15 protein-coding genes are annotated in these 14,703 nt (G+C 45.6%); 9 read left to right on the top strand and 6 right to left on the bottom strand.

Annotated features, from left to right (window positions below):
• Positions 1–53: 53 nt before the first annotated feature.
• Both BMX05_RS10520 and BMX05_RS10515 read left to right on the top strand, forming a co-directional pair.
• A complete protein-coding gene (locus BMX05_RS10520; protein WP_093311497.1) occupies positions 54–887 on the top strand; it encodes a TAXI family TRAP transporter solute-binding subunit in 834 nt (277 codons plus the stop codon).
• A 154-nt stretch (positions 888–1,041) separates the two neighbouring features.
• Positions 1,042–1,512: a pilin gene (locus BMX05_RS10515; protein WP_093311493.1), complete on the top strand. Its 471-nt coding sequence runs from the start codon at positions 1,042–1,044 to the stop codon at positions 1,510–1,512.
• An 11-nt stretch (positions 1,513–1,523) separates the two neighbouring features.
• Here the strand turns inward: BMX05_RS10515 and BMX05_RS10510 are convergent, their stop codons facing one another.
• Genes BMX05_RS10510 through BMX05_RS10485 form a run of 6 tightly spaced genes read right to left on the bottom strand, consistent with a single transcriptional unit; the run spans position 1,524 to position 6,200 of the window.
• Entirely contained in the window at positions 1,524–2,468 is a 945-nt protein-coding gene (locus BMX05_RS10510) for a tetratricopeptide repeat protein (protein WP_093311491.1), read from the bottom strand.
• A gap of 21 nt (positions 2,469–2,489) precedes the next feature.
• The gene (locus tag BMX05_RS10505; RefSeq protein WP_093311487.1) at positions 2,490–3,182 is read right to left on the bottom strand and encodes an energy transducer TonB; all 693 of its coding nucleotides are present in this window, start codon (positions 3,180–3,182) and stop codon (positions 2,490–2,492) included.
• Positions 3,183–3,596 (bottom strand): ExbD/TolR family protein, encoded by a 414-nt coding sequence (locus BMX05_RS10500; protein WP_093311483.1) that lies wholly within the window; start codon positions 3,594–3,596, stop codon positions 3,183–3,185.
• On the bottom strand, positions 3,589–4,077 hold the full coding sequence (locus tag BMX05_RS10495; protein ID WP_093311480.1) for a MotA/TolQ/ExbB proton channel family protein: 489 nt from the start codon (positions 4,075–4,077) through the stop codon (positions 3,589–3,591). The genes BMX05_RS10500 and BMX05_RS10495 overlap by 8 nt, the downstream gene beginning before the upstream one ends.
• Before the next feature lies 1 nt (position 4,078).
• On the bottom strand, positions 4,079–5,401 hold the full coding sequence (locus BMX05_RS10490) for a MotA/TolQ/ExbB proton channel family protein (RefSeq protein WP_093311477.1): 1,323 nt from the start codon (positions 5,399–5,401) through the stop codon (positions 4,079–4,081).
• On the bottom strand, positions 5,394–6,200 hold the full coding sequence (locus BMX05_RS10485; RefSeq protein WP_177166881.1) for a DUF3450 domain-containing protein: 807 nt from the start codon (positions 6,198–6,200) through the stop codon (positions 5,394–5,396). Before BMX05_RS10485 ends, BMX05_RS10490 begins: the two co-directional genes overlap by 8 nt.
• A 171-nt stretch (positions 6,201–6,371) precedes the next feature.
• On the opposite strand from BMX05_RS10485, the gene queC reads away from it, so the two are divergent.
• The 7 genes from queC to BMX05_RS10450 all read left to right on the top strand — a co-directional run bounded on the left by queC (position 6,372) and on the right by BMX05_RS10450 (position 14,367).
• The gene (gene queC, locus BMX05_RS10480; RefSeq protein ID WP_281246222.1) at positions 6,372–7,028 is read left to right on the top strand and encodes a 7-cyano-7-deazaguanine synthase QueC; all 657 of its coding nucleotides are present in this window, start codon (positions 6,372–6,374) and stop codon (positions 7,026–7,028) included.
• A 6-nt stretch (positions 7,029–7,034) separates the two neighbouring features.
• The gene (locus tag BMX05_RS10475; RefSeq protein WP_093311470.1) at positions 7,035–7,931 is read left to right on the top strand and encodes a LysR substrate-binding domain-containing protein; all 897 of its coding nucleotides are present in this window, start codon (positions 7,035–7,037) and stop codon (positions 7,929–7,931) included.
• Between the two features lie 110 nt (positions 7,932–8,041).
• Entirely contained in the window at positions 8,042–9,493 is a 1,452-nt protein-coding gene (locus tag BMX05_RS10470) for a circularly permuted type 2 ATP-grasp protein (protein ID WP_093311467.1), read from the top strand.
• Positions 9,494–9,508: 15 nt separating this feature from the next.
• On the top strand, positions 9,509–10,492 hold the full coding sequence (locus tag BMX05_RS10465; RefSeq protein ID WP_093311465.1) for an alpha-E domain-containing protein: 984 nt from the start codon (positions 9,509–9,511) through the stop codon (positions 10,490–10,492).
• Positions 10,493–10,523: 31 nt separating this feature from the next.
• Positions 10,524–13,064, top strand: coding sequence for a circularly permuted type 2 ATP-grasp protein (locus BMX05_RS10460; RefSeq protein WP_093311461.1), 2,541 nt, complete (start codon positions 10,524–10,526; stop codon positions 13,062–13,064).
• Complete coding sequence (locus tag BMX05_RS10455) at positions 13,065–13,949, top strand: transglutaminase family protein (protein WP_093311457.1); 885 nt, start codon at positions 13,065–13,067, stop codon at positions 13,947–13,949.
• 112 nt (positions 13,950–14,061) lie between these two features.
• Complete coding sequence (locus tag BMX05_RS10450) at positions 14,062–14,367, top strand: DUF7352 domain-containing protein (protein ID WP_093311454.1); 306 nt, start codon at positions 14,062–14,064, stop codon at positions 14,365–14,367.
• The last annotated feature ends 336 nt before the right edge of the window (positions 14,368–14,703 follow it).

Below are 14,703 nucleotides of genomic sequence, written 5' to 3'. Positions count from 1 at the left end.
TTTAAAATGGATTCAATAATGACAAATAAACTCATCTTTAAGGAGATGCCTTTATGTCTCAGCTGGTCAAAACCGCTTCTTTAGGACTTGCGTTCGCTTTGATCGCTCCTGTACATGCAGAGGCACTACGCATTAGCTCTGGTAGCAAAGGGTTAACTTATTCATCTGTGTACACCAAAAATTTACTTGCCATGGCACAGGAACAACAGTTAGATGCACAGGAGCTTTTTTCTGCAGGCAGCCAGCAAAATATTGAGCGTATTCTTGCTGGACAAGCCGATATCGGCTTTACCCAAGCGGATATTTTGGCGCTTTATCTTGATAAACATCCACAAGCCAGCCAAAAAATTGGCTTAGGTGGTGAGCTAACTTCTGAGTGCGTTTATTTAGTTGCTAGCAAGCAATCTCATTTAAAAGATGAAGATGACATTGGTCAAAATACCAAATTGGCTATTGGCGAGAAAGGCAGCGGTTCTGTTGGAAGTTGGCAATATTTAGTCCGTTTGGAGGATGATTACCGCGAAGCCAGTGTTTATTATGAAGGTGGCTTATCTGCACTCACTAAAGTTATTTCTGGCCAATATGACGGTTTCGTTTGGGTTTCTGCGCCTAACCAAGATAATAAATATTTGCAAGCCATCAATGCTAATGCAGATAAATTAAGAATGATTTCTTTAGATGATTATTCACTTAATAACAAGCTACCTAATGGTAAAAGCGTCTACGATTTCCAAAAATCTACCTACAATACACAAGGGCTATTTGATAAAGAAGTCGTTGCGCCCTGCACCTCCACACTCATTATTGGTGATGCGACCAACCAAACAGCAATGGAGTTTATCCAAGAGGCTACTTTAATTAATAAACAACGTATTCTCAGCAAATAAAACCACCTCTTTTATATGCAGATAACTTTAAAAAAGCTTGTCTGCATATACTTCCTTTGATGTACCACAAAATACTTTGTAAAAAACTCGACACTCTTTGTCTTTAGTGCTCAAATAAAATTAAGACACTGCTTAACAAAGAGGTTTTATTGACATGCTTTCCTTGGCTCCCAAAACGATGCGTGGGTTTAGCATCCTTGAGTTAATGATGGTCTCTGTGATTCTCGCCATTTTAGCCTCTATGGCGGTACTGACTTATATGGAATATACAGACAGAGCAAAAATCACCGAAGCCCTTATCCATTTAGGACAAGTACGCAGTGAAGCCAGCGTATTTTATCAAAGCATGGGACATTTCCCCAATCAACTCAGTGAGTTAGGTGTGAACGCTATCCATACGAAATACATTCAAAGTGTGAGTTTACATCAGCCAAGTGGTAATCAAAGTTTACAGATTCGTGCTTATTTAGATCCTGTTCGCTTTTTCCGTATCGATGCCCAATCTAATGGTATCATGCTTTCTTCTGCACCCAGTGCCAGTGACGGCAGCTTGCAGTGGCGTTGTCAAAGTACCAGCATTCAAGGGATTAAAGCCCATATATTACCAGGTCACTGTCGCCCTTAATCACCAAGCCTTCAACTACCGAGGTGCGGTTTTTTCTCCGTTTGATATGCCATTTGCTGAGCAAGCGCGCCTTGGCCTGCACGCGCTTGTGCCCATGCTAATAAATTCAAATTTGCTGTCGATTTTCCTAAATGTCCACGTTTAAAACCCAAATGCAACACTTCCACCGCACGTTGCGGTACATTTTGCTGCACCATAAAATTGGCCAAACGCTGATAATCTTGCTCACGAGTTAAATAACCACGCAGCCAAGCTGCTCGGTAAATCGCCAAGGTTTTATCAAGATGTCCACGTTGCTGATAGACTTGTGCTACCTGCTGCCAATACATGACTTTATGCGGATAAGTCTTCAGCAAATGCCGGCTAACCTTCAAAGCCGCGCGCCAATCTTTTTGATGCACGGAAGCCGCCAATTGTAGTTGAAACCAAGCCTCAGGCACTGCTTCAGGTGTTTGTTTTTGTATAGCCTTTTGCACATTCACTGCCACTTGCGACCACAGCTTCTCTTGGCTATAGGCTTGCGCTAACGCAAGATAATCTTGGGCCGTGATTTGTATTTTAGGCACGCCTTGCATCCAAGTTTGCATTGCTTGGATACCTGCTTGTGTTTGTTGCAAACGCCAGTGCAAACCTGCCAAGGTATGCCACATACTTAAAGCTTCTGCTTGTGTTAATACCTGTAAAGCTAGTGCCTGCTTAAGCGCTTGCACAGCTTGTGCATAAGCTGCTTGCTGCATCGACATTTGTGCTTGTAAACGCCACCCATAAGCCTGCTCTAAAGGGAACTGACTTGCAATTAATGTTTTCAAGGCGGCTTGTGCTGGTTGGTATTGTTTTTTTTGTATGTAAACTTGCGCAGCCTGTACTTGCTGTATCCCTTGCGGGGATATTTTTGCCGCATTCGCCACAGAAAAATTTAAACTAAAACCTATTACAATCAATAAGACACGTATCATCTTTTATTCCTTAAGGTTTTATTAATCCAATGTAAACTCTAGGCGCTGACGTGTACGGAAAGGACGCGCTTGACCTTGTTCTATCCGTGGTTGAAAGTGCCACCGAGTTAAAGCGCGGCGTACACTGGTTTCAAAGATACCGGCCGGTTCAGCTTCGATAAATTCCACTGAATCCATCACCACTTGACCTTGCTCATCAACAATAAATTCCACTAACACCTGTCCCTGAATCCCACGTAACAAAGCACGTCTTGGGTACTGTGGATGTTGACGTTGCCGCGGCATGGCTTCTAAATCCATATGCAGGCTAGTAGATGTTGGTGCGTTTGGTATTTGCGCATGAGGATTAACAGCTTCTTGCAAGCTTTGCATATCTAAAGCTGGCATAGGCAACTCACTTACCGTCGCAAGCTCTTGTAACTGAGGTATCGGAGGCGCTTGAGGGCTCAAGACCACAGGCGAGGGCGCTGGTGTGGGCGGCCTTTGCGGTGGCAGCATGGGCGACGGTGGAATAGGGGCTTGTGGCAAGCTTGGTGGCTGGCTCTCAGTTTGTGTTGGGCTTGATGTGCTCGGTGCTTGAGTTGCTGCGGTCCATTGCAGCGTTTCTGTTGCTATCTCAGGTAGCGGTTGGCCTATGCCTGCCAAATACGCCAAAAGATTAAACAGCAACAAGCTGATCCCTAGCGACAAGGGAACACCATACAACCAAGACATCTAGCCTTCCCCCTGCTGGGTTGCCACGGCAATCTCCTGTATCCCAGCAGCTTTTGCAGTATCCAACACTTGAATTAGCAAGCCTGTGTGCGCTCTTTTATCCGCCTGAATTAACAAGCTTGCTTGTGGCTGCTCTCGGTGTAGCAAGCTTAAACGTTTGGCTAATAAGCCGATATCCAGCGGCTGCTGATCTAACCAAATTTCCCCTGCTGCTGTTAAGGCAATTGGGATGCTTTCTGGCTTAGTGGCACTTGCCGTGCTTGATTCCGGGCGCTCGACCTTGACCCCTGCTTCACGAATAAAAGTGGTTGAAACAATAAAGAAAATCAGCATGATAAAGACAATATCCAACATGGGCGTCATATCAATTTGCGTATCTTCTTCTGGCAAATCTAATTGTAAACGTCTAGACATATTTCCTATTTCCTTCTGCAGGTTTTGACAGTGTCAACTGCAAAGCTTGGCGCTGGCTCCAACGTTGTAACGGTGTACATACCAATAACCCCACCACAGCAATCAAAATACCGGCAAGCGTTGGTAAGGTCGCGCGTGCAACTCCTGCGGCCATGAGTTTAGGGTTAGCCGTGCCTGTCATCGCTAACACATCAAAGACTTGAATCATGCCCGTGACTGTGCCTAATAAACCAATCAAAGGACATAAACTAATAAGATTGCGGATTAATGGCCAAACTGCCTCCAGAGCAAGGCGCAAATCTACCTGATCCATAGAATGAGTAGCCAAGGCACGATCTTGAGGATAAATACGCCAACAAAACCACAAACGTTCCAAAAGTAACGCCCATAAAATCCAACACAAAAAAAATAAAGCCTCAACGACAGGGCCGCCTGCATGTAAAAACGCTTGCAGATAAGGCCACCAAGCTTGTCCGTCCATGCTAATGTCCTACAGGCATTTGTAGCACAAGTGCCATGCTTTTTTGCTGCAATAAACGCAGCATACGCCGACAACGTGCCGCTAATAAGCTGTGGCAAAATAATAGGGGAATGGCGACGCACAAACCTAATACTGTGGTGATCAAGGCTTGCGAAATCCCCCCTGCCATTAATTGAGGGTCACCTGTGCCAAATAAGGTGATACTTTGGAAGGTCGCAATCATACCGGTCACAGTGCCTAAAAGTCCCAACAAGGGCGCGACACTTGCAACCAGCTTTAAGAACGTCAGGCCTTGCTCAATGGCAGGCGCTTCTTTTAATAGCGCTTCTTCGATACTTAATTGGCAAGCCTCACGATCCTGTGCTTGCTGCCCCGCCAGCAACAAACGTCCTAAAGGATTATGCGCATTAGCTTGCTGCAAGTGCTTACATTGACGCTTTACTTGGATTTCCAATGTTAACGTTACTAACAATTTCCATAAGGCAAGCAGACCGCCTAAAGCTCCCAAAGCAAGGATGACATAACCTACTAATCCACCTTGTTGTAACCTTTGCTGCCAATTAGGTTGCTGTGCTAGCAGGCTCAATACTTCACCTTGCGTCGGATCCAAAGTGAGATGACCTGCACCTGTACGGAAAAAATCCGCGGCCTGAGCTTGGATTTTGGCTTTAGGCTGCACTGAGTAATAACTTAACCCCTGATCTGCTTGATATTGCAGATATTTTCCTTGCGCATTCACTGCAAGAAAGCTACCTATCCCTAACACAGATTCCGAATGAGACTTGCCTGTTTCATCAATTACAGCGAGTTGAAATTTGGCAACTTGTGCAGAAGCCCATAAATCATGTTGTAAAATGGCGGCAAAATCTTCTAATTGCTGCACACTGGGAAAGGTATTTTCCTGAGCAAACGCAAAAACTTGCAAGCGCTGCGGATAGAAAGCGGTTAATAGCGACTTATCAAAATCTGCTTGCAAAGCCTGAGCTTGTTCCTTCACCACGGTGGCAATTTCTTTTAACTCTCCACTTTCCTGCTGCAGTTGGGTTTGCAATTGCGTTAGCTGGGTTTGATTGGCCGCAAAAGCGTCTTGTAACTGCGCCTGTTGTGCTTTTAACTCGGCTAACTGGGTTTGGGCTTGGGCGAGTAATTCGGTTTGTTGGGCATGATGCGCGCGAAACTCTGCTAAACGTGTTTGGTCTGTACGTGCATCTTGGCTACTTAACGCACGGGCTTGCTGTAATAAGGCGTCTAAAGCTTCATCAGCCCAAGTGCTTGCAGGCCATAAGGCTAGCAGTAAACATAAGCGAGGGAGCGGGTTACTCATGTACCTTCTCCCCTTGGGCTAATTGAGGCATAAATAAAGGCAAGGTAAGCAAATCTGGTAACATATTCTCATCAGCCATGCTTAGACCCTTGCTTAATAACGCCTGATCTTGCGGATTCAAGGGTTGCCAAATTTGCTGTTCAGCATGCCAACGTGTACCTTGCGTGGCCGTTAAATTTTGATAAAACCAACCCACACGTCCAACACGTAAAAAACGAACTTGCTGAGGTGTTTGCTGCGCATCCAAGATTTGTCCTTGCCAAGCGACAAACTCATGCCCATATTGAATTTCTGTTTGATAAGCCTCTAACAAATGGCGATATTTATCCGCCAAACTCAACTGAGCATCATCAAGCTGCTGTCCCAAAGCTGCCAAAGCTTGTAAACGCCGCTGGTGCAAAAATGGCATATCTTGAGCCACAAAATCGTGTAACGCCTGATACATATCCACTAATAGAGGTAAAGCTGCCGCTTGCATCTTTTCAACCACAGCTAATTGCTGTTGTGTTTGCGCAATTTCTGCTTCCTGCTGTATCAACATACGCTCAACTTGTTGGTTATAAGTGGTTAGCTGCCGAATATGCTGCAAATGCTGTTGATATTGACGATATGCCGCCTCTGCCTCCTGATCCAAATGCGTAATTTGCTGTTGTACTTGCGCACCTTGACGATGACTTTCTAACAATACCTGCTCGATTTGTTGGATGGCTGCATTCTCCGCCTGCACCAACCCAGCCCAACCTAGCCCTAAGCTAAACGTGAGGCTAACGACCGCTCTTATCCTGACTTGTATCTTCATAAAGTCATCCATTGTGCTTATTCAATACATCATTAATGCGGTAGTTTATCCTCTAAAAATACAAATAACAACGATTTGCATTAACTTACAAAAGATACACCAGCATTTGGTCTTTGACAAAGAGATGCGTATGCTACATTTTTTACTTTGCTTGACACGGAGGAACACACATTGAACGCACGTAAAGCCGTGGTAATTTATTCTGGTGGTATGGATTCCTTTACCTTGTTGCATCAGGTGATTCAACAAGGATACCAAGTCTATCCTGTCTCTTTCGATTATGGCCAACGCCACGCACGTGAGCTTGCGGCAGCGAAACACGTATGCCAAATGCTCAACTTGCCACATCAATGTATTGATCTACGCAGCATTCAACCCTTGCTAGATCAATCTGCCTTAACCGGCCAACACCCTGTACCTCAAGGCACCTATGCACCAGAAAATCTCCAGATTACCCTAGTCCCCAATCGTAATATGATTCTGCTTTCTTTAGCGATTGCTTATGCCGTCAACTTGGGTGCAAATGAATGTTTCTATGGTGCGCATGGTGGCGATCATGTGCTTTATCCAGACTGTCGACCTGAGTTTGTGACAGGGATGGATCAAATGGCACAAATTTCCAACTTGCAACCTGTGCGTATTCGTGCGCCTTTTTTGCACTATGATAAAGCAGATATTTTGCGTCTTGGGCAAGCGATGCACCTAGATTATGCCCTTACTTGGACCTGTTATCAGGGCGCTGAACAACCTTGTGGTACTTGTAGTGCGTGCCACGAACGTGCACAAGCCTTTGCAGCTTGTGGGTGTGCTGATCCTTTAATAGGCTAAATAAGGATGAGAAAAGATTTTAATCTTAAGCACTTATATTATTTTTGGGTGATAGCTCAAGCGGGTTCGATTGCCCAAGCCAGTGATCAACTCGATTTAGCACCGCAAACCTTAAGCGGGCAATTATCTAGCTTTGAGGCCTATACAGGCGCACTCTTTGCACGCAAAGGGCGCGGTTTAGTACTGACACCTTTAGGACAAGCCGTAAAAGCTTATGCAGATCAAATATTTACCCTAACAGGGGAACTAGATCAGCTCTTGCAACAGCCTAGCGGCCAAGTCCCACTAAAATTTTCTGTCGGTATTTCTGCCTCTGTACACAAAATTAATGCCTATCATCTGTTAGCACCGGCTTTAGCTTTAGATCGTCCACTCAATCTCACCTCAGTGACTGGTTATTTACCTAATTTATTGCGTGATCTGCGCCGCCAGATGTTAGATGTTGTCATTAGCGATCAAGCTCAAACGGCTGATTTAGGGCAAGATTTATATCGTTTTTTGCTTTCATCCTCTCCTTTAACCTTATTTGCAGCACCTGAATTAGCCACAAAACTAGCACCCCATTTTCCGCATTCGCTAGATGGTCAACCCTTACTGATTCAAGGTGCCAATAGTGCTTATGTACACCAATTACAAGATTGGTTAAAACAGCAGCATATCCAAATGCAAATTTATGCCGAAATCAATGATAGTGCTCTAATCAAGGTCTTTGGACGTAAAGGTAAAGGGATTTTTGCCGCCCCAACCAATATTCAACACGAGGTCTGTCGCCAATATGTGGTGAGGCCTTTAGGGGAAGTGAGTACAGTCAAGGTGGAGCATTTTGCCATTTGCCGTACCCCTCGCCCCATCCATTTAGGGATTCAAGGGATTTTGCAAAACGCCCCCTTAGCACACTTGTAAGTGTTAGCCCTGTTTTTTGTATGCATCTTTCCTTGTATCAATAAATTTTTGGCATTGACTTTGCTTATGCACTTTAAAGCCTTTGATATTGATGCCTTAAGGTGATGCAGATGACAGGATTAGCGTTAGAGGATACACGGGCAAGTGCTGCTTATGATGAGCTACTTGATGTTCAAGGCTTACCACGTCAGGAATTTAAAGCACTGACAGATTTTTTGCACAAAATGACGGCAGAGCAATTGATCCATCGTCAAAAAGAAGTGCATTTATGTATCCGTGAGATGGGCATTAGCTTCACTGTTTATAGTGAAGGGGAAAATATTGACCGAGAATGGCCTTTTGATTTAATTCCGCGCTTGATTAGCCTGAAAGAGTGGCGTCATACCCGCATTGGTTTAATTCAGCGTTTAAAAGCGCTTAACCATTTTATTGATGATATTTATAACCGCCAAGAGATCCTTGCCGAAGGCATCATTCCCGAGTATGTCATTCAACAGTCAAAAGGCTTTCGTCCGCAATGTCTTGGTATCTCGCCCGCCTTTGGTGCTTGGGCGAATATTTGCGGCTCTGATTTAGTGCGTGATGCCAGCGGTGAATTTTATGTGCTAGAAGATAATTTGCGGGTCCCTTCTGGGGTATCCTATATGCTGGAAAACCGCAAAGTGATGAAGCGGATTTTTCCTGAGGTTTTCGAACACCAAGACATTTTACCTAATTCAGATTATCCCAACCGCCTACGCCAATTAATGTGCGAAATGGCACCGACGAATGCTTCCAACCCCACCTTGGTTGTCTTAACCCCTGGTGTGTATAACTCCGCCTATTTTGAACACAGCTATCTTGCACAACAAATGGGGGCTTACTTGGTTGAGGGACAAGACCTCTTAGTGCAAGACGATTTTTTGTATATGAAAACGGTAGCAGGTCTACAAAAAGTGGATGCTGTTTACCGGCGTGTTGATGACGAATTCCTTGATCCACAAGTGTTCCGCAAAGATTCCATGTTAGGCGTTGCCGGATTAATGCAAGTGTGGAAAAAAGGCCATGTGGCCTTAATTAACGCCCCTGGTGCAGGTGTTGCCGATGACAAGGTAGTTTATGCGTATGTACCGGAGATGATTCGCTACTACCTGAACGAAACCCCATTGATTCATAGTGTCCCCACCTATTTGTGTGTTGATGAAGATCAGCGCGCTTATGTGCTCGACCATTTGCAAGATTTAGTCGTGAAGCCGGCCTGCGAGTCCGGCGGCTATGGCATGTTAATTGGACCTCACTCAGAAGCACACGAACGCCAAGCCTTCCGCAAAGCCATCTTAGACAATCCACGTAATTATATTGCGCAACCTACCTTACAACTGTCCACCGTACCGACTTTATGTGAAAACACTTTACAGCCTCGGCATGTAGATTTGCGTCCTTTTATCTTGCAAGCGGCCAGCCATTATGTGACCGAAGGCGGGCTCACCCGAGTTGCCCTCCGTGAAGGCTCTTTAGTAGTCAATTCTTCACAAGGGGGCGGCAGCAAAGACACTTGGATTTTAGATACCGGCGAAATTTAAACCTAAGGTGGACCTATGTTATCTCGTGTTGCAGAAAATATTTATTGGATGGGGCGCTATGCTGAACGCGCCGAAAGTAGCGCCCGTTTAGTCAAATCAACCTATGACATGCTGTTAGATTTGCCACGGCAAATGCCCGTTTCTTGGGGATCTTTATACGAAGTCTTTGGCTGTGTTCCACTCGAAAACACCCAGATACAAACAACCACCCCGATGCATTCAGCTTGGTCAGAAACCGGTGTCATGTTTAGCTTAATTGGCGATCCGCAACACCCAAGTTCTATTTGCGCTTCCATCGCAGCAGCGCGGGCCAATGCACGCAACAGCCGAGATATGTTGCCCCAAACCAGCTGGGAAACTTTGAACGCTTGCTACCATTACACGCGCGATCAGCGTCTCTTGTTAGAAACTCGCCAAGGCCGTATTCGTTATTGCGAGCAAATCCAATACCAATGCGAGCGATTTATCGGCATTTTGATGAATGCTTTAGAGCGTGATTATAGTTATTTCTTTTTTCGTCTTGGGCAAATGATTGAACGCGCCGATATGGTCACTCGTTTGATTGACGCCAAAGCCAGCCTTGCGTTAACCCTCAAACACAATCTAGATACAGACCAAAAACAGCGGCAAGCCCTATCCTTTGCCACTTATGAAGCCTTTTTCTGGCTCAATGCACTTGAAGCCCTTGGGGCAAGTCAAAGCTTCCGCCGTCTAAGTCCACATGCGGTAGATCAGGAAAGAGTCTTGCATTTTCTTTTAGAAGAAAGCCGCCAACCACGTACCCTGATGTATGCTTTACAAGAAATCAAAAGCTTACTGCCTGCACTACCTCACGCACATATACTAAGCCCCCATCTCCATGAATTAACACAGAGCACGCATCAGGCGGCACAAGCGCAACTTGAAGAAGTGACTCAAGCCATGGACGATCTACAAAGCAAACTCGGCGAGTTGCATGATGCCATGCGTCATTGTTTCTTTGTCGCCCATGCCGCTTAGTTGATACACCTTTTAAAGGAAGCTGCTATTTATGAATATCCCCTGGCTCAATGCATCCTCTTATGCCTATCAAGGTTGGGATGAGCTGTTTACTGCCGAGGGTGATATTCGCCCCCATTGGCGTCCTTTTTTGATGATGCAACAACATCTCAGCTTGGCACAAATCGAACAGCATAAAGAAGCACTGGCTCAGCACCTGCAAGAAAATGGCGTGACTTATAATGCCTATGCAGAAGAATCAAAAGGCGCGCGTCCTTGGCAACTCGACCCTTGTCCGCTGATTCTAGATGGGGAGGAATGGCTGACTTTAGAAGCCGGTTTACAACAACGTGCCACCTTATTTAATGCCTTATATCAAGATATGTACGGCGAGCAGCGCCTATTACAAGAGGCTTGTATTCCGGCGGAGTTAGTATATCGACATCCTGGATTTTGCCGACCTGCACTTTCTTTGCCCCAGCTTTACCCGTACGCTTTATTTCACGCGGCCTTTAATCTGGTGCGTGGCAGTGATCGCCAATGGTGGGTGATTTCCGAACGCTTGCAAGCGATTCAAGGTGCAGGCTATGCACTAGAAAGCCGTCTAGCAATGGCGCGCGTTTATCCCCAACTATTACGCCATTGCCAAGTGCAAAGGCTGGCCTCTTATTTTACTGCCATGCATCAAGGGATCATGGCCGCAGTGGAACACTCAGATCCGCATGTGGTGCTTTTGTCACCTGGTCCACAAAACGAGACCTATTTCGAGGATGCCTACCTTGCAAGCTATCAAGGTTATACCCTAGTACAAGGGGATGATTTAATTGTTCGTGATGGTTATGTCTGGTTAAAAACCCTGCATGGACTCAAAAAAATCGATGTGATTGTGCGCCGTATTAGTGATGCCTATGCAGATCCTCTACATTTGCGGCCAGATTCTTATATTGGCGTTGCCGGCTTATTAGAAGTTGTGCGCCAACGCAAGGTTTTACTGATTAACCCTTTGGGTAGTGCTTTACTAGAAAGCCCTGCTTTATATCCATTTCTTGCGCAAGCTTGCGAGCGCCTTTTAGGCGAGCCACTCCAACTCCCCAATGCAGCCACTTGGTGGTGTGGCGATCCCCAAGCCCTTTCCTATGTCCTTGCCCATTTCCAGCAACTGGTGATTAAACATATTAGCGATCCAAGACAAAATGTTTTTCCAGCCCTGCTATCCAAAGCAGAACAGGCCCAACTCAAAGCGCGTATTCAAGCTGATCCCGCTTTGTATGTCGGCCAGCAAGCGCTGGATAGAGGCACGTTACCTTGTTGGAGCGAGCAAGGTTTACAAGCCCGCGAAGGTGTCTTGCGAACTTTTGTCAGTGTCGGTCCTCAAGGTTACCAAGTCATGCCAGGTGGATTAACCTTTAGCGCGCGCGCACCTGGACAGCGCATTATTAGTACCCAAGCCGGTGCGATTAATAAGGATACTTGGGTACAGGCTAGTCCCTCACTGCCTTTGCGCCCTTATCATTCGCGCCGTGCTCTGATGCAGCATTTTCAAAATGACGCCTTGCGAGTCATTTCTAGCCGTACTGCAGAGAATCTTTTTTGGCTAGGGCGCTATAGCCAAAGAGCCGAATGGGTCGCACGTTTAATGCGCCAAATTATTAAAAGTGTCTTTGAGGATGAAGCGAATTTATTTGCCGAAGTAGAAACCAGCCAACTCTTAGCCCCTTCAACACTGACCTTTTTACACTTATTACAAAAATTTTTAGATTTGCCCTTATTTGATCCCAATCACTGCCAGCAGACAGATCCAGTCGAAGCCTTAACCCAACCTTTATTATCTTTAGCTATTGATACCCATATTTATAAAGGTTTAACTCCCATGCTAGAAGCCATGCATAGATCCGCTTTCCATAGTCGTGATTTATGGTCGACTGAAAGCTGGCGTGTGATGAATGAGTTGAGCGAATCTGTACCCGCACTGAGTCGCAGTCAGACCCTAATTGATTTAGCACAAGAAATAGAAACGCTCCTTGGGCATTTAATGGCGCTTAATGGGTTAATTGCCGATAGTATGAATCAAGATGATAGTTGGCGGATGTTAGATACCGGACGTCAATTAGAACGCGCTCTCTGTTTATCTCATTTAGTACAATATAGCTTAGAATTTAATCGACCAGAACATGAAGTCGCTACCTTATCTATGCTTTTGGCCTGCAATGATAACATGATGAATTTCCGCCGTTATTATCGTGGTGAACTCTCTAGCGAGCCGGTATTAACTTATTTATTATTAAATCGCGTCAACCCACGTAGTATGGCGGCACAATTAGAAAAATTGCAAAAACACCTACGTTTAGTATTAGGGACAGAACACCAAATTAGCCATGCAGAAAAACGGGTACTTGCGGCTTTTACTCATTTACAATTAGCCGACATCCCCACCTTGTTGTGCACAGATGTACACCAAAGGCGCACGGCTTTAGTGACCTTAATGAGGCAAGTGTTCCAAGCCTTAGAAACTGCCTCTAATGAAGTGTCTGCACAGTGTTTTATCCACACACGCAAAGTACGCAACAGCCAATGGCCGCTGGAGACCCCTTAAATGTCGACCGATTTCAGCCAAGCTCGCCGTTACCGTGTACGCCACACAACCAAGTATCTTTATCCTCAGGAAGTCAGTTATGGGCAAAATGTCGGCTATCTAGTGCCTCTGAACCAACCAGGACAAGAGCGCCTTGCATGGCGCTTGCAAGTTGATCCACCGATTCCAGATTACCAAATTTATACAGATTACTTGGGCAATGAGGTGCTTTATTTTGCGGTTGAGCGTCCCCATCCTTATTTAGCTGTCACCGCAGAAAGCGAAGTGCGTTTAACCCCAGTTGCCGCACCTATCCAAGATATGCCTTGGGTAAAAGCCCGCCAGCAACTAGCAACCCAAGCCCCCCATGTACGCCAATTTTGTTTTAGCTCTCCCCATATTCCCCATCCAGACCTTTGCCATACCCTCGCCCAAGCGGCCTTCCCAAGCACACACACTGGGCTGATTGCAGGTTGCCAACATTTAATGCAGCTGATTTATCAAGATTTCTGTTATCAACCTCATGCGACCCAAGTCGATACGCCTCTTGATGAGGTTATGCGTAACCGCCAAGGGGTTTGTCAAGATTTTGCCCATGTCGCCATTGCTGCTTTACGTAGCCTCGGACTGGCTGCCGCTTATGTAAGTGGCTATTTAGAAACCTTGCCACCGCAAGGACAAGAAAAACTAGTAGGCGCGGATGCCTCCCATGCTTGGTTTAGCCTGTGGGTTCCTCATTATGGCTGGTTGGATTTTGATCCCACCAACAATATTCAGCCACAAGGCCAGCATATTTGGGTCGCCCGTGGACGCGATTTTAGCGAGGTGACGCCACTCAAAGGTGTGTACTTAGGCTTAGGTGTCCCAGAATTACAAGTGGCGGTCGATGTGCAAAGGATCGAATAATTCGAGGTATTAAACTGATAAAATCTGTTTTTTTGGAAGGAAAAAGCATCTATCTTGTGTCTAACGGTGAGCCAATCAACAATACCTATTAAGCCCACACAGGAGCAATGCCATGAAAACAATTCACAAATACAGCCTAGGGGAAGATACAGGTCTAGTGAAAGTTGCTTTAAAAGCAGGTTACCAGTTAGTACGTTTTGAACATGTGTTGGCAGAAAAAGCTTTATTTGTTTGGGTTGAAGAGCCACTGCGTGCGGATATTCCCCAAGTCGAAGTACACTTTAAAGTGATTAAAACAGGGGAACCTGTACAAGATACTTATCAATATGTGAGCACCGCAGTGGATGTGCTAGGGCCAGAAACTTATCACTTATATTTGGATACGCGCCCGCAGGCTGCATTAACCCAAGCTGCTTAGATCTCGCCCCGCCCCCGTCTTGCTACGGGGGTTTTTATTTTAGCTGCCACTTACACCAGCGATCTTACCCCTAACAGATAAGAAAATCTCTATTTACGCTTCAATTCCCGCATTAAAACCTTTATTTTGTTTCAGTTAATCCAGAGCACACGCTAACAGAGGCTGATCTTGTTGACTGCTTCCCCCCCCTAAAGGAAGGGGATTCCCAATTCATCGAGAACAGGACACAGGTGCTTGACCTATGCCACTTACATTCTCTCCAAGGGCTAACACCGCCAGCCCGGCGGCTTTAATGTTGGTCGCGGCATTAATGTCACGGTCATGGTCTGCGCCACA

Origin of the sequence: Allopseudospirillum japonicum (assembly GCF_900108915.1) — a bacterium.
GTDB classification, from domain to species: Bacteria; Pseudomonadota; Gammaproteobacteria; order Pseudomonadales; family Halomonadaceae; genus Pseudospirillum; species Pseudospirillum japonicum.
Note: the sequence above shows the minus strand (reverse complement) of the source record. Positions and strands in the feature narration are given on the sequence as shown.